This window comes from Nocardioides sp. S5-5 (assembly GCF_054954065.1).
In genome coordinates this window covers 3234797-3260459 of the sequence record NZ_CP199913.1, presented here as the reverse complement: position 1 = coordinate 3260459, position 25663 = coordinate 3234797, and the positions used below count along the sequence as shown (strand labels likewise).

Here is a 25663-nt window from a genome sequence, read left to right as displayed (position 1 = left end):
GCCCTCAGGGCAGCCCTGCCCGGTCGAACTCCTGTTGCAGCCGCGGGCGACGCCGATGGATCTCGCGCAGGTCCGCGATCAGGTCGTAGACCTCCGCCGACTTCTCGGACCCGGCACTGAGTTTCCGCATCTTCGCCAGCCTTCGCGCTGCCAGCCGGTAATGCTGGGCGCCGGCCTCGACCAGCTCGTTCTCCACGAGTCGCTGGTGGATCGGCAGGGTGGCGATCGGGTCGACCTTCTCGTAGGCCTTCACCAGCTCGCTCCAGGTGTGGTCGCTGTCGAGAGCCAGCGAGTGCGCGAGATTCCACGCGAACTCCGGCTCCTTCAAGGTGAGAAGTGCGAATAGGACCGCGTCCCGCGGACTCGCCGCGAGGGTCGCCACAGCCTCGTCGCGATAGTCCGGCCAGGAGTTTCCCGCCGCCTTGTGCAGCCGCGCCGCCGAGGTCGACGAGGGCCATTTGCGGAACACCGAGAGCCACGCGTCGAGCGCCTCGGCTGGCCGATGCGCCTCCAGCAGCCCGCACCAGTAGTCCGCCGCCTTGAGCGATTGGTGCCCACGGTCGAAGTCGGTCGCCTGCTTCGCCCAGTCGATGGCGAGGTCGATCTCACCGATCTCCTCGAAAGCTTCGGCGGTGTCCTCCAGCCACGCCGCGACCTTCCGGTCCTTGGCGTGGGTGCGGATGATCGCGTCGACGTCGTGGTCGAGGACGGCGAGCCGCTGGGCGTTCCAGTCCAGGGTGAACCACTCGTGGGAGTGGCCGGAGTTCCACCGGTCGGCCGGACGGGGACCAAGCTTCGCCTCGACCTCGGCCAGCTTCTTCCGGTAGGAGGCCATCCCGACGTCGCCGAGTGCCGGAGCGTACGCCACCGGGTCGAGCTCGAAGTAGTCGACTTCGTCGTCATCGAACTGGAACTTCATCATCCAGTCGATCAGCTTCCCGACCGGCGTCCGGGCCGCGGCGGCTGCCTGCGGGTGGAGCGCCAGCAGCCGACGGCACGCGTCGCCGATGATGCCGCTGGAGTCGTCCGCGCGCGCGACTACTTTGAGCGACGACGCGAGCGCCCGGTGCGTGACCGAGTAGATCTCGGCCGGTTCGGTCGTGGGGATCGCGGCTTCGAGGATGTCGACTGCCTCGTGCATGTCCCGGCCGTGCGCGTTGGCGGCGCTGTATCGGTAGAGGTCCGATCGGGTGCGGATCAGTGGGAGTACGGCGTCGGCGAGGGTGCTCACGGAAACCATTGTCTCCTCCCGCCTTCCCTGCGCGCCCCCGCGGCTACATGCTCGTCCTGGTCCTGCGAATCAACTTCGTATTCATGGTCTTCTTCCCGATTCCTTGGGCCCTCCGCCCGTCCCGCTTGTCCCTGCCTCTGATTTCCTCCCACGCTTCTTGCAACTGAGGGCTGGGCGCCCGGACAAGCGGCGCTGACGGGACACCTACCTCCTACAAGGAGGTGATCGAGGTGACCGTCACGATCAAGTCGATGCACGCCGGCCAAGGGGTCGACTACCTGCTGCGCACGGTCGCGGTGGGTGATGGGGACAGGTCCCTGCGCGACCCGCTGACGCGCTACTACGCTGAGGAGGGCACCCCGCCCGGCTACTGGCTCGGTTCCGGGGTCGCCAGCCTCGACAGCGACCTCAAGGTCGGCGACGAGGTCGGCGAGGAGCATCTCCGGCGACTCATCGGGCACGGCCAGCACCCGGTCACGGGCGAGCAACTCGGCTCTCACTTCCGCAGGTACGCGAAACTCGAGACGGGCAAACGCAGGCACGCGGTGGCCGGGTTCGACATGACGTTCTCGATCCCGAAGTCGGCCAGCATCCTGTGGGCGGTCGCCGATGCCGGGACGCAGGCGATCATCGCCGGCGCACACCACCGGGCCGTCGCCGAAGCACTCGACTTCGTCGAGCGCGAGATCGTCGCGACGCGGGCGCCAGAGGATCGCGCGGATCGGTCGTGCAGCTCGACACCACCGGCGTCGTCGCGACCGCGTTCGACCACTACGACTCCCGCGCCAACGACCCGCACCTGCACACCCACCTCGTCATCGCCAACAAGGTCCGGACAGTGCGCGACGGCAAGTGGCGCACACTCGACGGTACCCCGCTGCACCACTGGACCGTCGCTGTCTCTGAGCTGCACGAAGCAATCTTCAGTGACCATCTCACCCAATCACTCGGCGTCGACTGGGAACGTCGAGCACGTGGCCGGGACCGCAACCCTGCCTGGGAGATCACCGGCGTACCGCACAACCTCGTCACGGCGTTCTCGCAACGGTCGCGAGCCATCGACGCCGCGACGGCCTCCGCAATCGAGGAATACGTCGTCAAGCATGGACACCAGCCGAAGGCAGCGACGATCAACAAGCTGCGCCAGACGGCCAACCTGACCACCCGGCCGCCGAAGCACGTTCACTCCCTATCCGACCTCACCACCACATGGCGCCGTCGTGCGACGGACCTCCTTGGAGAAGACGCGACCCGCTGGGCGCAGGACGCGTTGAGCAACGCCCCGCATCGGCTGCTGCGTGCAGACGACGTGCCGCTCGACCTCATCGAAGACATCGGGCGATCCGTCGTGTTCGCAGTGGGCGAGAAGCGATCGACCTGGAGACGCGCCAACCTGTACGCCGAGACCTCCCGCCAGACTCTTGGCTGGCGATTCGCCTCGGCTCGCGACCGGGAAGCCATCACCGGGCTGATCGTCGACGCCGCCGAACATGGATCTCTGCGACTCACTCCGCCCGACCTGGCGACGACGCCTGCCGCATTCACGCGCACCGACGGCAGCAGCCAGTTCCGACCGAAGCACTCGACCGTCTTCTCCGCTGAACACCTCCTTGCCGCCGAGGACCGACTCCTGAAGCGGGCGGACGCGATCACCGCGCCGACCCTGGACATCGAGGTCATCGACACGATCACGGAACAACCGGTCAAGGGCCATCGACTCAGCCCCGAGCAGGCCGAGGCCATCGGGAAGGTCGCCGTCTCCGGGCGGCAGCTCGACCTGCTCGTCGGCCCGGCTGGAGCGGGCAAGACCACCGCGCTGCGCGCACTCAAGCATGCATGGACTCAACAGCACGGGCGAAACAGCGTGGTCGGGCTCGCTCCAAGTGCCGCAGCTGCCGCTGTCCTCGCCGAGGACCTCGGGATCGGCACCGAGAACACCGCGAAGTGGCTCTACGAGCACCAACAGGGTCACGTCCGTTTCGCCCGCGGTCAGCTCGTCATCATCGACGAAGCCACCCTCGCCGGCACCCTCACCTTGGACCGGATCACCGACCACGCCGCGCGTGTTGGTGCAAAGGTGCTGCTGGTCGGAGACTGGGCGCAACTCCAGTCGGTCGAAGCGGGCGGCGCATTCGGGATGCTCGTCGAGGCCAGGGACGACGCTCCGGAGCTCGTCGACATCCACCGTTTCACGAACGAGTGGGAGAAGCTCGCCAGCCTCGACCTGCGTCATGGGCGCGGAGAGATCATCGACACCTACATCGACCACGGACGAGTCGACGACGGCGCGGGCGAGTCCATGACCGAGACCGCGTACGCCGCCTGGAAGCAAGACATCGGCCACGGGCGAGCAAGCATCCTGGTCGCCGACAACGCCGCGACAGTTCGCGACCTCAACGTCCGCGCCCAAGCCGAGCGCGACATCGCCTGCCGGCGATCCGTCACCCTGATCGACGGCCCCCAGGCATCTGCGGGCGACTGGATCATCACTCGCCAAAACGACCGCCGCCTCCGCACTCTCCGCAATGGCTGGGTCCGCAACGGCGACCGCTGGACGGTCGAGGACGTGCGAGACGACGGCTCGCTCGTCGTACGCCGCCAAGACTGCCGTCGCAGCGGAGCCGTCGTCCTCCCGGCGGCATACGTCGCCGAGCACGTCGACCTCGGCTACGCCGTCACCGCCCACCGTGCCCAGGGCATCACCGTCGACACCTCGCACGTAGTCGTCTCCGAGTCGACGACGCGGGAGAACCTGTACGTCGCGATGACCCGCGGCCGCGACCACAACCACGCCTACGTTGCCACCTGTGACACCGACGACAACCATGGCGCACCTGATAATCAGAGCCGCCCGACGGCGCGTGAGGTGCTGAGCGGCGTGCTTGCCCACGTTGGTGCCGAACTCTCGGCGACGCAGACGATCGAGGCCGAGCAGGAGTCCTGGGGATCCATCGCCCAGCTCGCCGCTGAATACGAAACGATCGCCGTGGCCGCGCAGCGCGACCGGTGGGCCAACCTGCTCCGCGCCTGCGCGCTCTCGTCCGATCAAGTCGACGAGGTGCTCACCTCCGACGCCTTCGGGCCGCTCGCGGCCGAGCTGCGCCGGGCGGAGGCCAACGGTCACGACGTTGGTCGCCTTCTCCCAGCCGTCGTGAGCCGTCACAATCTTGGCGACGCGGACGACGTCGCTGCAGTCCTGCGCCACCGGGTTCAACTCGCCACGAGCCAGCGAGTAGCTGGCCGGTATGGACGCCGGAGGATGATTGTTGGCCTCATCCCCGAGGCGGTCGGTCCGATGGACGCTGACATGCGCGACGCGCTCGACGAACGTCGGGTCCTGATCGAGAAGCGCGCTCGCCTCCTCGCTGGAGCCGCGACTCAGCGTCGAGACCCTTGGACCAAGCGGTTCGGTGATCCACCAACAACTGATCGAGCGCGCTGGGTCGGCGCCGTGGCCACCGTCGCTGCGTATCGCGACCGATACGGCATCACCGGACCGATGCCGCTCGGAGGTGACCCTGCGACTGACGCCCAGCGACTTGACCGTGCCCGCGCCGAAGCGGCCCTTCGCAGTGCATCAGATGCATCGGTGACTCCCGGATCCCATGTAATCGAACAAGGCCACCACGGACTGGGGATCTGACAAATGTTGGGGTGACGACAGCCGACCGATACTCGCGGCATATTTCGTCGGCGGGTCGGCATATGGTTCTCGACGTGGACAACGCCAAGCACAGTCGGATTGTCAGCTTCATCTGGGGGATCGCTGACGATGTCCTGCGCGACCTGTACGTCCGCGGTAAGTACCGCGACGTCATCCTCCCGTTCACGGTTCTGCGGCGCCTCGACTCCGTGCTCGAACCAACCAAGGACGCAGTCGTCCAGACCAAGGCGACGCTCGACAAGGCCGGCATCGTCAACCAAGATGCAGCCCTGCGTCAGGCGGCGGGGCAAGACTTCTACAACACGTCGTCCTTCACGATGAAGTCACTCAGTTCGATCACGAACGCTGCGCGGCTCAAGCTCGACTTCGAGGCCTACCTCGACGGCTTCTCACCGAACGTGCAGGAGATCATCGACAACTTCGAACTGCGCAACCAGGTACCCAAGCTCTCCAAAGCCGACGCCATCGGCACACTGCTCTCGAAGTTCCTCGACCCGAACCTCGATTTATCGCCGACCGGCCTCGACAACCACGGCATGGGAACCGTCTTCGAGGAGCTCGTCCGCCGCTTCAACGAAGACAACAACGAGGAGGCTGGCGAGCACTGGACCCCTCGCGACGCGGTCAAGCTGATGACCCGGTTGATGTTCGATCCGATCGCCGACAAGATCCCCTCCGGCAGCTACCTGCTCTACGACGGCGCGATGGGCACCGGCGGCATGTTGACCGTCGCTGAGGAGACGCTGCAGGAGCTCACTGCCGCGCGCGGCAAGCAGGTCAAGACCCACCTGTTCGGCCAAGAGATCAATGCCGAGACCTACGCGATTGCGAAGGCGGATCTGATCCTCAAGGGCGAAGGAGAGGCGGCCGACAACGTCGTCGGCGGTCCTGAGTGGTCAACCCTGGCCAACGACGCCTTCGCGAGCCGTGAGTTCGACTTCATGCTCTCCAACCCGCCCTACGGCAAGAGTTGGAAGACGGACCAAGAGCGCATGGGCGGCAAGAAGGGCATCCGTGACCCACGCTTCGTGATCGAACACGCAGGCGACTCGGACTACTCGCTGGTCACCAGGGTCGACGACGGCCAGATGATGTTCATGGCGAACCTCATCGCGAAGATGAAGCACAACACCGAGTTGGGCAGCCGCATCGCGGAGATCCACAACGGGTCGTCACTCTTCACCGGCGACGCCGGTGGCGGCGAAAGTAACATTCGCCGATGGGTCATTGAGAACGACTGGCTCGAAGCCATCGTCGCGCTACCACTCAAGATGTTCTACAACACCGGCATCGCCACTTACATCTGGGTGCTCACCAACCGCAAGGAGGAGCGCCGCAAGGGCAAAGTGCAACTCATCAATGCCACCGACTGGTTCACCCCGCTTCGCAAGAATCTCGGCGAGAAGGGCGTCGAACTCTCGGCGGGCGACATCGAGAAGGTACTGAAGACTGTCGAGGCATTCGACGACGCCGATGACCCGGATCACTCCAAGGTCTTCGATAACCGAGACTTCGGCCACTCGAAGATCGTCGTGGAACGACCCCTGCGCATCGTCGGAGCGGACGGTGGGCGCGCATACAAGGCAGCCGAGATCAAGGCTCTGAAGGCGACCGGGGAGCGTTCAGAGGATGCTCCACCGATCATCAAGAAGATCCTGCCGCCCAGTGCAGTCGCCGACCCGCTGCGCGGCCGGTTCGAAGCGACGATCGACGGCAAGACCCGCGTGGTCATGTACGAGCCGGACTCTGACCTGCGCGACAACGAACAGGTGCCCCTCAACGAACCCGCCAGTGAGTACCGCGATGGCATCGAGGCCTTTGTCCGGCGTGAAGTGCATCCCTATGCACCGGACGCATGGATCGACGAAAGCAAGACCAAGATCGGCTACGAGATCTCCTTCACCCGGCACTTCTACAAACCTGCCCCCATGCGGACGCTCGCAGAGATCCAGGCTGACATTCGGGCGCTCGAAGCCGAGACCGACAACCTCATCGCTGAGATCGCTGGAGGCGCCGAATGAGCGAGACCGACCGGAGCGTCGACGGAGTCGCCAAGACCATCGCCGAGGTCCTGGAGAAGAAAAAGTACTCCATCGACTACTACCAGCGCGAGTACAAGTGGGAGTCGAAGCAGATTGCCGAGCTCGTCGCCGACCTCACGGCGAAGTTCCTCGACATCTACGACCTGAACCACGCCCGCAAACAGGTGGCAAAGTACCCCGGCTACTACCTCGGCTCGATCATCGTCTCGCAGAAGGGCAGCCAGCCGTTCATCGTCGACGGTCAACAGCGCCTCACCAGCCTCACACTCTTTCTGACCTACCTTCGCCGGCTCCAGCACGGGCGCGACGACCTTGTGAACATCGATGAACTCATCTATTCGGAGAAGTTCGGCGAGAAGTCGTTCAACCTTGACGTCGCCGACCGCAACGACTGCATGGACGCGCTCTTCGAGCACGGCGAGTACGACGCACCTACCGACGCGCCCGAGTCTGTGCACACTCTCGTCAGCCGCTACGGCGAACTCGACGGTCTCTTTCCCGATGAGTTGAAGGGAGCTGCGCTCCCGTTCTTCATCGACTGGCTGAAAGACCGGGTACAACTGGTCCAAATCACCGCCTACAACGATGACGACGCCTACGCGATCTTCGAGACGATGAACGACCGCGGCCTCAAACTCACTCCTGCCGACATGCTCAAGGGCTACCTTCTCGCCAATATGGAGGACGGGAAGCCCCGGACCAAAGCCAACGATCTGTGGCGCAAACGGATCCGCACGCTGGAGGAATGGGATGACGAGGCGGGCTCCGACTTCCTCAAGACCTGGCTGCGTAGCCAATACTCCGCCAAGATTCGCCAGCGCTCCAAGGGAGCTAAACCAGAGGATTGGGACCGTATCGGTACGGAGTTTCACCGCTGGCTCCGCGGTGCCCACGAGTCAGTCGGACTCGCGACGAAAGCCGACTACTTCGACTTTGTCGACCGGGACTTCATGTTCTACTCGACCCAGTTCGAAAGGATCCTGCAGGTCACCAGGTTAGCGCTGGATCCGACCAGCCCACTCCGGTTCATTCGCTTCAACCACGACCTCGGATTCACCCTCCAACATCAGCTACTGCTCGCGCCGCTACGCCGAGACGATACGGCGGGAGTGATCGACCACAAGCTCGAGATCGTCGGTCGTTACGTCGACATCCTGCTTGCTTGGCGCATCTGGAACTTCCGATCCACCGCCTATTCGACCATGCAGTACGCCATGTTCAACGTCATGCGCGACATCCGCGGCCTCGGCGTCGATGATCTGGCCACGACGCTCCGCCAGTCCCTTCTGGCCGAGGCAGAGACATTCGACAAACGGGACGACTTCGCGGTGCATCAGCAGAACCGTGGACAGGTTCATCGCTTCCTGGCCCGCATCACAGACTTCATCACTGTGGGCTCTGGACAAGCCTCCAACTATGTGGAGCTGACGAACGGCGCCAAGGTCAAGTACGAGGTTGAACACATCTGGGCCAATCGACCCGAGAGGCACGTCGGAGACGGGCTGGAATTCAGCCATGAGGCCGACTTCGCGCGCCATCGCAACCGCATCGGCGATCTCCTGCTTTTGCCCAAGCAGTTCAACGCGAGCTACCAGGACGATGCCTACGCCCAGAAGCGTCCGCGCTACTTCGGCCAGAACCTGCTCGCAGCCAGCCTCGACCCGCAGGCGTACGAGAAGAACCCCGGCTTCCTGCACTTCGCCAAGACCAGCGGACTGCCGTTCGAATCGCATGAGGAGTTCAAGGCCGCCGACGTCGTCAAGCGTGGCGACCTCTACCGCGCCATCGCCAAGCAGGTCTGGAACCCCGATAGCCTGCTCACCGTTGCCAAAGATGCCGACTGATGTTTTCTGGATCGCAGCCCTACGGGGCGTACACCGACACGGCGACTCTCGTACCTTGGGCGCCGAGGTTACCTGCGCATTGGGGAGTGGAGCGAGGCAAGGCACTCTTCACGCGACTGGAGCGCAAGCCGCGCTCTGATGATGGTGTCATCACATGTTTTCGAGACGGGGTGGTGACTCTTCGCAGCCGCCGTCGGACGACGGGGTTCACGGAATCTCTCAAGGAGTTCGGCTATCAGGGCGTTCGCAAGGGGGACTTGGTGATCCATGCGATGGATGCCTTCGCGGGCGCGGTTGGCGTGTCTGACAGCGACGGTAAAAGCACGCCCGTCTACAGCGTCTGCTTGCCGCGAGGATCGGCGAACGTGCACTACTATGCGGCTGTGGTGCGTGAGATGGCACGCACGTCCTGGATCCAGGCCCTCGCCAGAGGTATCCGGGAGCGATCGACGGACTTTCGGTTCGAGACCTTCGCTACCCAACTTCTCCCCGTGCCGCCGGCCGATGAGCAGGCCGCGATCGTCAAGTACCTCGCCCACGCCAACGCCCGCATCGACAAGGCCATCGCTGCCAAGCGACGCCTCATCGCACTGCTCGGGCAGTCACGCACGGCTGTGGTCGACTCGCTGGTTCTGGGACGCGACGTACAGAATCGCCGGCCGTCACCTGCGCCATGGCTGGAGTCCGTCCCGAGCGGGTGGGAGTGGCGACGATGCCGAACCCTTACGTCGTTCATCACGTCAGGCTCGAGAGGATGGGCGGAGTACTACGCCGATGCGGGACCGATGTTCCTCCAGAGCGGCAACTTGGGTCGCAAACTTGATCTCAAACTTGCCCAGGTGCAACGGCTCGCGCTCCCTGCTTCCGCGACCGAGGGAGTTCGGACGCGCGTTCAGCCAAGAGACGTCCTCGTATGTATCACGGGAGCATTGACCGGCAACGTCGCAGTGATTCCCGATGACTGGCGGGATGAAGCATATGTGAACCAGCATGTTGCCTTGGTTCGGCCAAGGCACGTCGAGGTCGATTCGCAGTTCCTAGGACATGCGATGAAGAGTCAGCCCTGCCAGTTCCAGTTCAAGGGCAGCGAATACGGCGGAACGAAGCAAGGGCTGGGCTTGGACGAGGTGAAGAACTTGGAGGTTCTACTGCCGCCGCTCGCCGAGCAGCGAGCCATCGTGACAGCCATCAAGGTGGAGACAGAGGCGATTGACTCTGCCATTCGGCGCGCTGAGCAAGAGGTCGCAGTTCTTGGGGAGTTCCGAACACGTCTGGTCGCTGACGTAGTGACCGGGCAGGTCGATGTGCGAGGGATCGCCGACAACCTCCCAGGAATCGACCTGGATGCGGCGTCGGGCGTTTCGGGCCTCGCGGACGCCTCCCACCTCGCTGATTTGGATGACGCACTCACCGACAGTGAAACGTGACGGAACTCACCAGAAGAGGTTCTGTCGCCTTTCAGTGTTACGATCTAGGTAACATCAAGCTGTGGAGTTGAGCTATGCGTCCCGCGACCTAGAGAGGACCTGCACCGACGCACGTCGGATGCAAAAGTCGCTGGGTGCCGAGCGGGCCAAGAAGCTCCAACTTCGTCTCGATGACCTGCGCGCCGCGGAGAAGATGGCCGATCTCCTCCAGATGACCGGCCACTGGGAGGAGTTGAAAGCCGACAGGGCGGGTCAGTGGTCGGCCAGACTGACTGGCAACTGGCGACTGATCGTCGAGCCGGACGAGGAGGATGACGAGATCGCCGTCGTCGTCATCGAGATCGTGGACTACCACTAGCGGGCTGTCAGCAGGAGAGGAGCAGACCATGACCGCAGCACTCAACTACGTCGTCACCACTGGCGACCACATCGCCGAGTGGATGGAGGATGAAGGCATCAACGCCGCCGAGCTTGCTCGGCGGCTCGATGTCACACCCAAGCACGTCAGCGAGCTCCTCAATGGCAAGGCCCCGCTGTCGCACCCGATGGCTCTCGCGCTGGAGACCGTGACGGGAATCCCAGCCCGAATCTGGAACCTCTACGAGACCAATTACCGCAGCCAGCTTGCCGCACGAGCTGCTGACGACGACCTCGCAGAGCAATACGAAGCAGCCAAGAAGTTCCCGCTCGGATACCTGCGCAAGTGGGGGCACATCACCGCCGGGCCGAGGGACAAGGCGGGCACGGTACGTGACCTCCTGATCGTTCTTCGGATCGCATCTCTCGATGCATTTGACGCGACGTGGGTGCATGGCAAGGTCGCCTACCGCAAGGTTCCGATCACCGTTGAACGATCACCGGAGTTGGCAACGTGGCTTGCCCTCGGAGAGCTTCACGAAGCGCGTCTGGCTGACCTCGGCCCATTCGACAGGGATGCCCTCGAAGATCAGATCCCACGGCTTCGCGCCCTCACGGCGGCACATGATCAGCTACAAGCCATTGAGGAAGCGCGTCAGATACTGGAGAGCGTGGGCGTCGTCTTCGCGATGTTCCCACCGATTCCCGGGCTGGGAGTCCATGGCGCTACGCGCTGGGTCGACGGACGCCCCCTGATCCAGTTGTCCTTGCGCGGGAAGTCCGACGACCAGCTCTGGTTCACGCTCTTCCACGAGCTCGGCCATGTCTTCCTACACGGCGACACCTCGGTGTTCCTGACCAGCGACAACGATGCGGCCGAGGAGGAGGCTAACGATTTCGCCTCGACCACCCTGGTGCCCGAGTCCTACCGGAGTCGGTTACCCCTAAAGCGGGACATGGCTGCCGTCCAGAGCCTCGCTGATGAGTTGGGCGTCGCACCCAGCATCGTTCTCGGCCAGGCGCAGCGGCTCACCAAGGATTACAAGTGGGGACACCAGCTCAAGCGCAAGTTCGAGTGGGTGCCCAGGGTGGAGGACTGATCCCATGCGACTCAATGAGGAGAGCCTGGAGACCCTGATCGTCAAGCAGATGGTCGAGGGGGGCTGGCAAGAGAGGGCGACTTCGGACTACGAGCCGGCGTATGCACTAAATCTGCCCCAACTGGTGTCGTTCATCGAAGCGACCCAGCCAGAACTGGTCGATGCCCTCTCCTTGCACGCCGAGTCGCCCACACGGCATGCATTCCTGTCTCGTGTCCAGGGGGAGGTGACCAAGCGCGGCGTTGTCGAGGTGCTGCGCAAGGGGGTGGGCCACAATCAACATCACGTCGACCTCTTCTACCCGACCCCGTCTGCCGGTAACGCGAGAGCCGTCGGACTGTTCGACGAGAACCTGTTCACCATTTCCCGGCAGGTCCACTACAGCCCGACCGACAAGGGCCTCTCCCTCGATCTGGTCGCATCAATCAACGGCCTCCCGGTCTTCACATTCGAGCTGAAGAACAACATCACCAAACAGACCTTCGACGACGCGGTCGAGCAGTACAAACGCGACCGGGACCCTCGCGAACTGATCTTCCAGTTCGGCCGCTGCATCGCCCACTTCGCACTCGACGATCAGCAAGTGCGCTTCTGCACCCACCTCAAGGGCAAGCAGTCGTGGTTCCTGCCCTTCGACCAAGGCTGGAATGACGGCGCCGGCAACCCGCCCAATCCGGACGGCCTCAAGACCGACTACCTGTGGCGCGACATCCTGACACCCCGCAGTCTGGCCAACATCGTCGAGAACTACGCCCAGATCGTTGTCACCAAGAACCCGCGCTCGAACAAGAAGTCATCTGCCCAGATCTTCCCGCGCTATCACCAGCTCGACGTCGTTCGGAAGCTCATCGACGATGTTGAGGCGAACGGCGCCGGACGGCGTTACCTCATCCAGCACTCCGCTGGCTCGGGCAAGTCTAACTCGATCGCTTGGCTCGCACACCAACTGACCGAGACCAAGCACGACCACGGCAATGCCTTCGACTCGATCATCGTCGTGACCGACCGGGTCATCCTCGACGGGCAACTCAAGTCCACGATCAAATCATTCATGCAGGTCGGCTCCACCGTCGTGCACGCCGAGCGGTCAGGTGACCTACGCCGGGCAATCGAGGCCGGCCGGAAGATCATCATCACCACGGTCCAGAAGTTCCCCTACATCCTCGACGACATCGGCGCTGACCACCGAGGTAACAAGTTCGCCATCATCATCGACGAGGCTCACTCCAGCCAGGGTGGTAAGACCGCCGCTGCGGTGGCTCAAGCGCTCGGCGAGGGCGAAGCCGATGGGGAGGACGACACGGTCGAGGACCAGATCAACCGGCTCATCGAGGCGAAGAAGATGCTGACGAATGCCAGCTACTTCGCATTCACCGCCACCCCCAAGAACAAGACCCTCCAGATGTTCGGAGAGCCATACGCGGGAGCGGAAGGAACGTCGTACCGCCCGTTCCACAGCTACACGATGAAACAGGCCACGCAGGAGGGCTTCATCATCGACGTGCTGGCCAACTTCACCCCGGTCCAGAGCTACTACAAGCTGATGAAGACCGTCGAGGACGACCCGGAGTTCGACGCCAAGCGAGCCTCAAAGAAGCTTCGCGCGTTCGTCGAAGGCAACGAGCACGCCATCAAGCTCAAGTCCGAGATCATGGTCGACCACTTCCACAGCCAGGTTCTGTCCCGGCAGAAGATCGGCGGCCATGCCCGGGGGATGGTGGTCACCGCCAGCATTGCCCGCTGCATTGAGTACTTCCACGCGGTCAGCGCCTACCTCGCCGAACGCAAGAGCCCTTACCAAGCGATCGTGGCGTTCTCCGGCGAGCACGAGTACAAAGGCAACAAGGTCACCGAAGCCAGTCTCAACGGCTTCCCGTCCAAGGACATCGCCAGCCGCATCCAGGAGGACCCGTACCGTCTGCTCGTCGTTGCCGACAAGTTCCAGACCGGCTACGACGAGCCCCTCCTGCACACGATGTATGTCGACAAGACGTTGTCGGGCGTGAAGGCTGTGCAGACTCTGTCGCGGCTTAACCGCGCGCACCCGGCCAAGCACGACGCCTTCGTTCTCGACTTCGCCAACGATGCCGAGGACATCGAGCGTGCCTTCGAGCCTTACTACCGCACGACCGTCCTCAGCCAGGAAACAGATGCGAACAAACTGCACGACATCGTCGCCGACCTCGACGGCTTCGGGATTTACACCCAAGAGAGCGTCGACAGGTTCGTCGGACTGTTCCTCGCAGGTGCAGAGCGCGAGCGACTCGATCCAATCCTCGACCATTCTGTCGCCGAGTACATCGAGATGCCGGACGAAGACGACCAGGTTGCCTTCAAAGGACTGGCCAAGGCATTCCTCCGGACCTACAACTTCCTCTCTGCCGTCATGCCATTCGGGGTGGCCGGTTGGGAGAAGCTGTCGATCTTCCTCGACAACCTCGTACCGAAGTTGCCTGCGCCGAAGGAGGACGACCTCGCGGCCGGAATCTTGGAGACCATCGACATGGAGTCGTACCGCGTCGAGAAGGGGGCAGCCATGAAGATTGCGCTCCACGACGAGGACGGCGTTGTCGAACCAGTGCCAGCGGCCGGTGGCGGGCACATCAACGAGCCCGAGTTGGAGCGGTTGTCCTCGATTCTTCAGGCGTTCAACGACCTCTTCGGCAACATCCCATGGACAGACGCCGATCGAGTGCAGCGCCTGATCACTGAGGAGATCCCACGCAAGGTGGCCGAGGATGAGGCCTACCAGAACGCCAAGAAGAACAACGACCCCGCCAACGCTCGCGTCGAGCACGACCGTGCCCTCGCCAGAGTGATGCTCTCGCTCGTCGCCGACGACACCGAACTGTTCAAGCAGTTCAGCGACAACGACGGCTTCAAGAGATGGCTCTCCGACGCGGTGTTCCGGACGACCTATGACGAGTCAGCATGAGCGGCCCATCGATCTGGGAGACCAGGTTCCAAGCCCACGGGCTCTGGTCGGTCTTAGAGCAGGTCCGCGGGCAAATCGACGAACTGCCGACGTCTATTGGCGGCGACGGCGCCGACTCCTTGTCACGGGTTCAGTGGCTTGTCGAGCTGTTGGACGCACATCGCGGCAACGAGGATGTCCGTGCCTACACGCCGACAATGCTTGCGAACGTACAGAACCCCCTTGCCGCGAACGTGCAAGCCAACCTCGCGCAGTACGTCGCTGATCCCGAAGCCAACCAGACCTTCCTCCGCACCGCTGCCGACCAAGTCGACAGCGTGCTTGACCAGATGGGTGCGTGGCCGCCGCTGCCCGCAAAGGGTGCGGCTATCGCTGCGGGACAGGCCGCCGCTGCCTATGAGAAGTCAACGAAGGCAGCGCTTGCCAGCCTGAGCGAAGGGCGTGACGACGCCATTGCCGCTGTCGCAGACCTCAAGGCAACAGTCGCCGAGCAGAGCGCGGCAATCACGGCAGCCTTGGCAGAGTTCGCGACAGACAGCAAAACAGCGCTGGGGAGCAAACTCGACGAAGCCGCCCAGGCCCATCTCGATCGGGTGTCGTCCACGATCGCTCAGATCGAGTTGCACCAGTCGGCGGCAGCCGAGAACGCGGCCGCGTTGGACCGTATGGATCAAGAAGGGCGTCAGGTCCTCGAATCACTCGCAAACCGAGCCGTCGCGAAAGACTACCGGCAGGCGGCTCTCAACAAGTCAGTCGCCGGCTGGGTGTGGGACCTTCTCGGTGTTCTCGTCGGTGGTGCGCCCCTCGTGCTGCTCCTCATTCACTTTTTCCAAGTTGACGGCGCTGAGGCCACCACGCAGTCCTTGTGGTTGGCCCGCATCGGTATCTCAATCGCCGCAGTCGGCCTCGCAACGCTGTGTTTCCACAGGGGGTCCGTGAACCACGCGGAGTCTCGACGTGCCAAGCGTGCTGACTTGCGTCTATCGACGGTCCATCCGTTCATCGCAAACGCAGACGAGGACTTCAAGAACGCCATCGTCGAGGGCATGGCAGAGCGGATCTACCTTCACGGAAAGCTCGACGATGACGCGGGCGATCCCGACCCGTCGATCCTGGAGAAATTGATCGAGCGGGTTCAGAAGCGTCGAGAGCCCTCAGATGTTGAAGCGGAGTAGCCTCCTCGCCAGCGTCCACCCTGTTGGAGCCCGTCAGCGGCCTGTAGGTCTTGTGGCGCAGTACGAGTCCGCGGGCCAGAGCGGTGGTGCTGAATCGGCACCACCGGGCTGACCTGGCAAATGGTCCCTGCGTCGAGCTACTTGGTCGTCCCGAATCGGGACCACCATGCCGATCTGCGCGAACGCGGTGCGGAGACCGCGGAGACCGGTGCCGGTGACTCACCGGCACCGCCCGGCCGCAGCGGAGCGACGACAGCGTGAGTGTCCACACCTCAACGGTGCGCCGACTTGGTGCCGCTGTCAACTGCCGATTCTGGACGGTCGTCAGAGAGTCCGAACTGGTCGAAGACGGTGCGAGACAACAGAAGACAACCGGTGACAACCAGCGCCGAAAATTCTTCCGGCGACGTCTCGCGATACGAGCAGCCAGGCAACGACGACCCATCGAAAACCCATCACGTACGACCCGAGTGACCCCGAGAGGACCGGCAACAACAGGTACAGTGACGTCATCGGGGATCAGCCGATCTCCGTGTAGATCGAGTCAACTGAAGCTGACCGCAGACATTCCGAAGTAGCGGAAATCGGACAGGATCGTCCCAGAGGTCGCAGGTTCAAATCCTGCCCCCGCTACAAAGTTTCAGGCTCGGAATCTACGGATTCCGAGCCTGAAAGCATTTGAGATTTGATCCAGGTACCACTTACTGTCGCGAAATCTGGACCCAGCCCGATGCCGGCCCAACCGCGGCGGTCGCGAGGCCGTCGCTGGCGTCGTCGTCTGGTTCCGTCGGGTATGGAACCCATCGACCCGACCCCCGCCGTCCTGCTGGACCTGCTGCCCGAGTGGGAGCTCGCGCTCCGAGCCGAGGACAAGACGCCCGGCACCATCGAGGCGTACCTCGGTGGCACGCGCCGCTACCTCGACTGGTGCACCGCAGCCGACGCGGCCCGGATGCTCCGGACCTCCCTGCAGACCTGGATGGCCCACCTCCTCGAGACCGGCAGCGCGCCCGGCACCGTGCTCGCCCGCAAGCAGTCGGTCAAGCGCTTCGCTGACTGGCTGCTCGCCACCGGTCAGGTGCCCGGCCACCCCTTCCTCGGCGTCAAGGGACCCGCCCAGCGGCGCCACATCGTGCTCCCGCTCTCCGACGACGAGCTGCGCGCCCTCATCGCCACCTGCACCCACCCGGTCCACCGGCCCGACGAGAAGCTGCACCACCGCCGCGACGAGGCCCTGATCCGGCTCATGCTCGAGACCGGCATCCGCGCCGGCGAGGTCGTCGCCCTCCTCCTCGCCGACCTCGACCTCGACATCCACCGGATCACCGTCCGCCGCGGCAAGGGCGGGCACCTGCGCACCATCCCCGTCGGGACTAGCGCGATCACCGCGATCCGCGGCTACCTCCCCGAACGCGCCCAGCACCCCGCCGCCGACGGCCCGCGGCTGTGGCTGGGGGAGCGCGGCTCCACCTTCGGGTACGACGGCCTCAACCAGGCCCTGCGCCGCCGCGCCCAGCACGCCGGCATCGACGGCTTCCACCTGCACCGGCTCCGCCACACCGCGGCCCACCGCTGGCTCGCCGCCGGTGGCTCCGAGTCCGGGCTGATGGCCATGGCCGGCTGGTCCCGCACCGACATGTTGGTGCGCTACACCCGCGCCACCGCCGCCGACCGCGCCGCCGCCGAAGCGCTGCGCCTCGACCTCGGGAACATCTGACCACCGATAGTCATTCCAACTGTTGCGTTTGCTTCGAATATTGCGAATAATGGATGTCCCGAGAGAGGAGACACCATGACTGCGTTGGCACTCGCCCCCGTCCAGCCCGACGAGTCCGACATCAGTGCTGCCGTCGAGGCGCTGCCGCACGTCAAGGACTACCTCGCCACCCACAACGACAGCGTCATCCGGCTCGTCGTCGCCGACGACCCCGAGGAGACCCTCATCGTCCCGCGCGGTGCCGTGGAGCTTCTCGCCCGGGTGCTCGCCCACATGGCCGCCGGTCAAGGGGTCTCGGTCGTGCCCGCCCACGCCGAGCTCACCACCCAGCAGGCGGCAGAGCTCCTCAACGTCAGCCGGCCCTTCCTGATCGGGCTGCTCGACGCCGGCGAGATCGAGTACCGCAAGGTCGGCAAGCACCGCCGGATCAAGGCCCAATCCCTGATGGCCTACATGGCCCGCGACGATCAGGAGCGCCGGGAGGCCGCCGACGAGCTCACCCGGCTCAACCAAGAGATGGGCCTGCTCTGAGGTGGCCTTCGTCGTCCTGTACGACGCCAACGTGCTCTACCCGAGCACGCTCCGAGACCTGCTGATCCGCATCGCCCAAGCCGGACTCGTCCAAGCGAAGTGGACCGACCAGATCCTCGACGAGGTCTTCCGCAACCTCACCGCGAACCGGCCCGATCTCGACCCGCAGAAGCTGGCTCGCACCCGGGAGCTGATGAACAAGGCCGTCCGCGACTGCCTGGTCACCGGCTACGAACCGCTGATCGACGCGCTCGCCCTGCCCGACCCCGACGACCGGCACGTGCTCGCCGCCGCGATCAAGGCCCGCGCCCAGGTCATCGTCACCAACAACCTCAAGGACTTCCCAGCGGCCGCGCTCGCGCCGTGGGACATGGAGGCCAAGTCGCCCGACGACTTCATCCTCGACCAGATCGACCTGAGCCGAGAGACGGTCTACGCGGCCGTCCAGCGGATGGCCGACTCCCGCGAGCAGCCGCCTGCGACGTTCGCCGATGTGCTGGCGATGCTGGAACGGGACGGCCTCGTCGAATCCACCGCTGCGCTGCGGTCAGAGGGCTGAGGAAGGTCGAAAGCACCGCGAACCAATTGGAGCATCCTCGTTGATGTGTCGGCCCTCCTCCCTAGTCTTGGTTCGTGGAGTACGACGCGATCGAAGCGCTTCGCGACAAGCACGCCGCTTGGCGATTGCTGCGCGCGGGTAACGCCAGCCTCGTCCTGTCGTTCCTCGGTGACTTCTTCGTCCAAGGGAATCGCGGCGCCTGCGCAGCAAGTGAGCTCGCGGCGGCACTCGACGAGCATCTCTACGCCCTGAACACCTTCGTCGGGTCCGAGGGTGGAGAGCCGAGATATCCCAAGCCGCCGCGCGTCTATCTGGAGGACTGGGCTGCGCCCGGATCGGGCTATCTGCGCCGCTTCTACCCGGCAGGGGACGATGAGGTCCATTACGAGATCACTCCAGCGTTCGAGAAGGCCTACGGCTGGGTTGAGTCGCTACGGTCACGGCCCTTCGTGGCAACCGAGTCCCGGCTCCACACCGCCGTGGAGTTGCTTCGGCAGATCGTCCACGGCACGGACACCGATCCCGACCGCCGACTTGCGGAACTTCGACGCCGGCGAGACGAACTCGATGCGGAGATCGCCTCGGTTGAGGCCGGCCAGTTGTCTCTCCTTGCTCCCGCAGGTGTGCGCGACCGGTTCCAGCAGTTCTCCACGACCGCGCGTGAACTGTTGTCTGACTTCCGCGAGGTGGAGGAGAACTTCCGCAGACTCGACCGCGCCGCGCGGGAGCGGATCGCCACATGGGACGGCGCCAAGGGTGAGCTGCTGGCCGACCTGGTTGGGAGCCGATCAGAGATCACGAGCTCAGACCAGGGCCACAGCTTCCAGGCCTTCTACGATTTTCTGCTCTCCGCGTCGCGCCAGCAAGAATTGACGGAGCTGCTCGATCGAGTTGCCGAGCTCGAGACGGTGGAAGCAGACCGACGAGTGAGGGGAATTCATCACGAGTGGTCGGAAGCTGCTGAACGGGCGCAGCGCACCGTCCGGCAGATCTCAGAACAGCTCCGCCGCTTCCTCGACGACCAGGTCTGGTTGGAGAATCGCCGCGTTCTCGACCTGGTGCGAGAGGTCGAGAGCGCGGCGCTGGCTCTCAGAGACACGCCGCCAGCATGCGGACTGGATGTCGACGAGCCAGGCATGGCGATATCGCTGCCGTTCGAGCGGCCCCTCTACACGCCACCTGTCGCAGCTGAGGTCGAGAGCATGATCCCTCCGACAGCGGCAGAGATCGACTCGGAGGTCCTGTTCGCGCAGACGTACATCGATCAGGCCCGGCTGCTGGAGAACATTCGAACCCTGCTGCCAGAGCAGGCGACGGCCCTGCTGTCCGACATCGTCTCGATGTATCCCGTTGAGCACGGCGCGGCGGAGATCGTGAGCTACCTGGCACTCAGCGATGAGGAGGTGCTGGTTGAGATGGACCCGGCAGACGAGACCATCCTCGACTACGCCGACCCCGCCAACAACGACCGCATCAAGCGGGCGCGTCTTCCGAAGGTCACGGTGACCCGACGATGAGCGACGAGCGTGCCGTCGCCAGTGCGATCATCCGGTTGATGCAAGGCGTGATCTACCGCGAGATAGATGAGGACACCTGGCGCACCCTCGAACGAGCAGGCGCCGGCGTTCGAGATCACTTCGCGACCATCGGTGTCGATGTCGTCGTTGACGACGACGAGGGATACGCCTACCTCCGGACCAGACCCGACGTCGAGGGGGAGGACCCGCTGCCGCGTCTTGTTCGACGACGCACCCTGACCTACCCCGTCAGCCTCCTGCTCGTGCTCCTCCGCAAACGACTCATCGAGTTCGAGACGGCAGGTGCGGAGGGACGGCTGGTGCTGACCACCGAACAGCTCGTCGAAATGCTCCGGCTCTTCCAGTCCGAGTCCACCAACGATGCCCGGATCGTCGACAACGCCGAGGCCACGATCAAGAAGGCAGCCGAACTCGGATTTTTGCGGCTACTGCGTGGCCACAGCGACCACTGGGAGGTCCGGCGAATCCTGAAGGCTTACGTCGATGCCCAGACGTTGTCCGATCTTGCAGGCAAGCTACGCGAATACGCGGGTACGGTGACCAACGATGGCTGACGGCCTGTTCTCCCAGGTCGAGCTGACATCCCCGGGCCGTGCGGGCTATCGGCTCCAGCATCTCGAAGTCTTCAACTGGGGCACGTTCGACGGACACGTATGGCGCTTCACGGCGGGCGGCGAGACCTCCTTGCTGACCGGCGACATTGGCTCGGGGAAGTCAACCCTTGTTGACGCCATCACGACTTTGCTCATGCCGGCACACCGCATCGCGTACAACAAGGCCGCCGGCGCAGATGCCCGTGAGCGAACGCTTCGCTCGTACGTCGAGGGGCACTACAAGTCCGAGCGCAATGAGTCGACTGGCCGAGCCCGCGCCATCGGGCTGCGAACGGCCGGACGCAGCTACTCAGTCATTCTCGGGGTGTTCGCCAACGACGGCTACGACGAGACAGTCGCCCTCGCCCAGGTCTTCCAGCAACGCGACACCACCGGCCAGCCATACCGTTTCTTCGTCACTGCTCCGAAGGCACTGTCGATCGCAACCGACTTCGCTGACTTCGGCGCTGACCTGCGCGACCTTCGCAAGCGCCTCCGTGGCGCTGGAGCCGAGATTTTCGATGACTTTCCCAAGTACTCCACCTCGCTGAAGCGACTCCTCGGCGTTCGCTCCGAGCAGGCGTTGGAGCTCTTTCACCAGACCGTGTCCATGAAGTCCGTCGGCAACCTCAACGACTTCGTCCGCGACCACATGCTCGAACCGAGCGACTCGACAGACCGAGTCCGCGAGATCATCAACCACTTCGAAGACCTCACCAAGGCTCACGACGCCGTCAAACGTGCTCGTGAACAGCTCGGCGCGCTCGATCCCGTCGTCACCACGGCGCAGAAGTACGACGCCACCCTCATGGACCGAGTCACCGCTGAACGCGAGCGAGCAGCAGTCCGCTTGTTCACCGCGGAGCTGCGCTCCGGACTCCTTGCACAAGAGATCGCTGACCTCGAGGTCGAGGGGAAACGTCTCTGGGCCGATCAGGACGCGGCCAGGCAGCAGCAGCAGCGTCTGACCGATGAGCGCGAATCGCTGATCGAGGAACGCGCAAAGGCTGGCGGCGATCGGGTCGGGGAGCTGGAACGACTGGCGCGTGACGCACGATCCCAAGCTGAGCAACGTCAGCTGGATCGGCTGCGCTTCAACGCGACGGTCGCAGACGCCGGCTTCCACGTCATCGACAGCGCCGCTGAGTTCGCGGCCCTGGCTTCCCTTGTCGCCGATGAGCGACCACGACTGACCGATGAGAAGCGCAGCTTGGATGCCTCGATAGCGGCAGCGATCGCACGCGAGAAGGAGTTCGAGCGGCGTCGGGACCTGGTCGGCGACGAGCTCGCGAGCCTGACTCAGCGGACGAGCAATCTCCCCGCTGAGCAGATCCAGATTCGCGACCAGTTGTGCAACGACCTCGGGCTCAATCCGGAGGATGTGCCCTACGCCGGTGAGTTGCTCGACGTATACGAGCAGCACGCGGAATGGCGCGGTGCGGCCGAGAGAGTCCTCCGCGGGTTCGCGCTGTCACTTCTTGTGCCGCAAGGCCAGTACGACGCCGTCGCCGGGTGGGTCAATCAGCGCCGCTTGAGTGTCCGGGGCCGGGGCGACCGCATGGTCGGAGCCCGACTGACCTATGAACGAGTCCCGGACCGGCGCCTGGCGCTCCAGCCGTCGTCTACAGGTGCCTTGCTCCTTGCGGACTGTGTCGAGGTCAAGGGCGGGCCGTTCAGCGACTACCTGACCAATGAACTTGCCAAGCGTGCTGACCACCGATGCGCAGCGGATCTGTCCGAGTTCCGTGCCGCGCGAAAGGCCGTCACCCGCGAAGGTCAGGTGCGCTCGGGGGAACGCCACGACAAGGACGATCGCCATCGCGTGGACGACCCGCGTCGCTGGGTCCTCGGGTGGGCCAACGAGCGCAAGATCGCCGCGCTGACCGCCGAATTCGACGAACTCGAGGCTCAGCGGGCAAGCGCCGCATCGGAGCACGCCACACTCGCCGAGACGCGCGACGGCATCCAGGCGCGGGCAGAAGCGCTGGCGCGGTTGGAGAGCTATCGGTCCTGGGAGCAACTCGATGCCGACGCGGCCCTCCAGCGAGCGGAGGCCCACGACGATGAGCGACGGCGCATCGAACGTGGCTCCTCCCGCCTGGCTGAGATCACCAAGGCGCTCGAACTCAACACCAGTCACGCCGCGGGCGTCGCGAAACGAATCGAGGACCTCGCGGGCGATCTCGCCACCTCGGCGAGGGCATCGGAGCAGGCGAAGAGAGCGAAACAACGAGACGACGACCTCGTGAGTGCGCAGGACACGGACGAGCTCGCACGACTCCGCGCCTCCTACCCCGCGCTGCGCCAACGGCTCGCACAAGCGGTCCCGACGCGCGCCGAGGAGTGCGCCGCAGCCGAGTCCGCGCTGTCCGACGACCTGTTCAAACGGGTAGAACACCTAGGCAGAGAACTCGGCGGCTACGGCCAAAGCCTGGTCCAGTACATGAACGACGTGCTGCGCCGTTGGCCTGAGTTGCGCGCCGACATGGACGCCGCCGTCGACTCGCGGGGAGACTTCGTCGCCTTCCGTGACCGGGTCGCGACTGACGACCTGCCGCGATTCGAGAGCGAGTTCAAGGAACAACTCAACAAGAACGCGATCCAGGAGCTCGCTGGCTTCAACAACTGGCTTAACCGCCAGGCAGCCGCCATCGACGAGCGGGTCGACCGCATCAACGAGGCGCTCGGTGCCGTGCCGTACAACCGCGGCCGCTACATCAAGCTCGAGAAGGAACCAACGACGAGCCAGGAGATCGCCCAGTTCAAGGCCGACCTGCGCAACCTGACCGATGACAGCCTGTCGGACGATGGCGACCAGTACTCCGAGCAGCGCTTCCTCGACGTCAAGCGGATCATCGAACGCTTCCGCGGCCGCGACGGGTACGCGGACGCAGACAAGACATGGACTCGCCGGGTTACCGACGTCCGCAACTGGTTCGTGTTCTCCGCATCTGAGCGAGACATGGAAACTCACGATGAGTGGGAGCATTACAGCGACTCGGACGGCAAGTCCGGCGGGCAGAAGGAGAAGCTCGCCTACACCATCCTGGCCGCCTCACTCGCCTACCAGTTCGGCCTGGAGTGGGGCGCGGCAAGGTCGAAGGATTTCCGGTTCGCGGTGATTGACGAGGCCTTCGGACGCGGCTCGGAGGACTCCGCGCGATACGCCCTGGACTTGTTCGCGAAGCTCGGCCTTCAGGTCCTCGTGGTCACGCCATTGCAGAAGATCCATGTGATCGAGCCGTACGTGAAGGCGATCGGATTCGTCGCCAACCCGACCGGGATCTTCTCGCAACTGCAGACGATGACCATCGAGGAGTACCGAGAGCGCCGAGACGGTGGTCGACCGTGACTGGCCGGCGAAGCGGGACTTGGTCGACAGCGCAGGACATCGCCGCGAAGCTCAGGCGTCGGTGGGATGACGGCAGCCTGCTGCGATCACACGCGCTGGGAGAGCAGTTCGACGCGATCGAGGTGCCATTACGTGGCCCCAAGCCTTCTGAGATCGGGGACGACCTGGCCGCGGTACGTCAGTGGATCGCTGACCTCGCCGCCGGAAGCCGCGACGGCCGCAGATACGACTTGGACTGGCAAGCCATCGGTGGACGGACCATCGGGCGGAACGAAATCCCTGTGCGAGCCGTAGTTTCGACTCACGAGCAAGCCTGGGCCCTCCTAGGCGCCGCGGACGCCGTACGACGGTTCGACGACATCCGCGCCATCACGGAGCGGAATCCGGCCGTTCGGGACTGGGCGATCGCGCACCCGCTCCGTGCCCTTGACCTGCACTCCGACATGTCACGACTCGTGTCCGCCTACGAATGGCTCGACGCGCACCGCGGCTCCGGCAGATACCTGCGTGAGATCAGCGCCCCAGGCGTCGACACCAAGTTCGCTGAGAGGCACCGGGGTGCTCTCGCCGCGATGCTCGGCGTTCCAAGCACCGCGTCCGGCTTCCTGACGGGCCTAGGTCTGCGAGCGAAACCCGAACTCGTGCGCCTCCGTCCAGCACCGAGCCTCGGACTGCCTGCGCCGGTCACCGAGTTGGCCCTGCGCGCGACGGAGCTCGCCCAACTGCAGGTCAAACCGCGCATTGCCCTCGTCATCGAGAACGAGATCACCTATCTGAGCACCGATGTCCCCGCCGACGGCATCGTCATCTGGGGCAAGGGTTTCGAAGTAGACCGGGTTGGACGCCTGCCCTGGCTGGTGGACGTCGAGGTCGTCTACTGGGGAGACATCGACACCCATGGGTTCGCCATCCTGGACAGGTTGCGAGCCTGGCTACCGAAGACTCGATCGATCTTGATGGACCGCCAGACGCTCCTGGCTCACCGTGACCGATGGACGACCGAGGACCGACCGGCGACCTCGAGGTTGACGAGACTGCGCCAGACCGAACTCGATCTCTTCGCGGAGCTCGTGTCCGACGTCCACGGCGACAAAGTCCGTCTCGAACAGGAACGAGTCGACTGGCAGTGGGCAAGCCAACACCTCGCGACCTCGACGGATTCGAGCCGGTACCACTTACGGTCCACATTGGGCCCGTACCACTCGGTGCCAAGCGGGTATTCTGAGACTGGAAGCGAGGGCGCATCCCTCACCACACCGAGCGAATCGGTAGCTTCCGACCCAGGACAGTAGTAGTTGCGACGCCCCCGATGGCGCCCAGAGGTCGCAGGTTCAAATCCTGCCCCCGCTACAAAGAGAAACACCAGGTCAGAGGCGGTTTCCGGAGAGATCCGGGAACCGCCTCTGGCATTCTGGGTTGCCGCTTGTCAGCAACTTGTCCGCAAGAGCCGCCGCCGGAGGACTCCGTGGCCCAAGCATGGATGCGTGTGGACATCCGTGGTTGGGCCTGAAATCCGGCCGTCCTACGGATCGAGTCCATCGACGTCCGTGCAAGCGGGGCTCAGGCTCAACTCCGTACAAACAGTCGGTCGTCCTCGA

General features: G+C 64.3%; 16 protein-coding genes and 1 pseudogene. 16 read left to right on the top strand and 1 reads right to left on the bottom strand.

From position 1 onward, the window contains the following. Positions 1–4 precede the first annotated feature (4 nt). The gene (locus tag ACUP6Y_RS15465; protein WP_462551645.1) at positions 5–1240 is read right to left on the bottom strand and encodes a DUF6880 family protein; all 1236 of its coding nucleotides are present in this window, start codon (positions 1238–1240) and stop codon (positions 5–7) included. Between the two features lie 242 nt (positions 1241–1482). On the opposite strand from ACUP6Y_RS15465, the pseudogene ACUP6Y_RS15460 reads away from it, so the two are divergent. The 16 genes and pseudogenes from ACUP6Y_RS15460 to ACUP6Y_RS15385 all read left to right on the top strand — a co-directional run. Beyond that, a pseudogene (locus ACUP6Y_RS15460) lies at positions 1483–1884 on the top strand (relaxase domain-containing protein); the annotation flags it as partial. Next, on the top strand, positions 1827–4874 hold the full coding sequence (mobF, locus tag ACUP6Y_RS15455; RefSeq protein ID WP_462551643.1) for a MobF family relaxase: 3048 nt from the start codon (positions 1827–1829) through the stop codon (positions 4872–4874). The pseudogene ACUP6Y_RS15460 and the gene mobF, both read left to right, overlap by 58 nt. A gap of 74 nt (positions 4875–4948) precedes the next feature. Beyond that, positions 4949–6916, top strand: a complete 1968-nt coding sequence (locus tag ACUP6Y_RS15450; RefSeq protein WP_462551642.1) for a type I restriction-modification system subunit M — start codon at positions 4949–4951, stop codon at positions 6914–6916. Then, positions 6913–8781, top strand: coding sequence for a DUF262 domain-containing protein (locus ACUP6Y_RS15445; RefSeq protein ID WP_462551641.1), 1869 nt, complete (start codon positions 6913–6915; stop codon positions 8779–8781). Before ACUP6Y_RS15450 ends, ACUP6Y_RS15445 begins: the two co-directional genes overlap by 4 nt. Before the next feature lie 86 nt (positions 8782–8867). Next, entirely contained in the window at positions 8868–10208 is a 1341-nt protein-coding gene (locus ACUP6Y_RS15440) for a restriction endonuclease subunit S (protein ID WP_462551640.1), read from the top strand. Between the two features lie 61 nt (positions 10209–10269). After that, positions 10270–10566 (top strand): type II toxin-antitoxin system RelE/ParE family toxin, encoded by a 297-nt coding sequence (locus ACUP6Y_RS15435; RefSeq protein WP_462551639.1) that lies wholly within the window; start codon positions 10270–10272, stop codon positions 10564–10566. A gap of 28 nt (positions 10567–10594) precedes the next feature. Next, positions 10595–11665, top strand: a complete 1071-nt coding sequence (locus tag ACUP6Y_RS15430; protein WP_462551638.1) for an ImmA/IrrE family metallo-endopeptidase — start codon at positions 10595–10597, stop codon at positions 11663–11665. A 4-nt stretch (positions 11666–11669) separates the two neighbouring features. Continuing rightward, positions 11670–14600, top strand: coding sequence for a type I restriction endonuclease subunit R (locus ACUP6Y_RS15425; protein WP_462551636.1), 2931 nt, complete (start codon positions 11670–11672; stop codon positions 14598–14600). Next, entirely contained in the window at positions 14597–15775 is a 1179-nt protein-coding gene (locus ACUP6Y_RS15420) for a hypothetical protein (protein ID WP_462551635.1), read from the top strand. Before ACUP6Y_RS15425 ends, ACUP6Y_RS15420 begins: the two co-directional genes overlap by 4 nt. A 793-nt stretch (positions 15776–16568) precedes the next feature. Continuing rightward, positions 16569–17492 (top strand): tyrosine-type recombinase/integrase, encoded by a 924-nt coding sequence (locus tag ACUP6Y_RS15415; protein WP_462551634.1) that lies wholly within the window; start codon positions 16569–16571, stop codon positions 17490–17492. Positions 17493–17567: 75 nt separating this feature from the next. Then, entirely contained in the window at positions 17568–18023 is a 456-nt protein-coding gene (locus ACUP6Y_RS15410) for a helix-turn-helix domain-containing protein (RefSeq protein WP_460870765.1), read from the top strand. Position 18024: 1 nt separating this feature from the next. After that, positions 18025–18582, top strand: a complete 558-nt coding sequence (locus ACUP6Y_RS15405; protein ID WP_462551633.1) for a PIN domain-containing protein — start codon at positions 18025–18027, stop codon at positions 18580–18582. 74 nt (positions 18583–18656) lie between these two features. Continuing rightward, positions 18657–20099: a DUF3375 domain-containing protein gene (locus ACUP6Y_RS15400; RefSeq protein WP_462551632.1), complete on the top strand. Its 1443-nt coding sequence runs from the start codon at positions 18657–18659 to the stop codon at positions 20097–20099. Then, entirely contained in the window at positions 20096–20674 is a 579-nt protein-coding gene (locus tag ACUP6Y_RS15395; protein WP_462551630.1) for a DUF4194 domain-containing protein, read from the top strand. Before ACUP6Y_RS15400 ends, ACUP6Y_RS15395 begins: the two co-directional genes overlap by 4 nt. Continuing rightward, positions 20667–24065 carry an ATP-binding protein gene (locus ACUP6Y_RS15390; protein ID WP_462551629.1) on the top strand — a complete coding sequence of 1133 codons (3399 nt, stop codon included), beginning with the start codon at positions 20667–20669 and terminating at the stop codon, positions 24063–24065. The genes ACUP6Y_RS15395 and ACUP6Y_RS15390 overlap by 8 nt, the downstream gene beginning before the upstream one ends. After that, the gene (locus ACUP6Y_RS15385; protein WP_462551628.1) at positions 24062–25357 is read left to right on the top strand and encodes a Wadjet anti-phage system protein JetD domain-containing protein; all 1296 of its coding nucleotides are present in this window, start codon (positions 24062–24064) and stop codon (positions 25355–25357) included. Before ACUP6Y_RS15390 ends, ACUP6Y_RS15385 begins: the two co-directional genes overlap by 4 nt. The last annotated feature ends 306 nt before the right edge of the window (positions 25358–25663 follow it).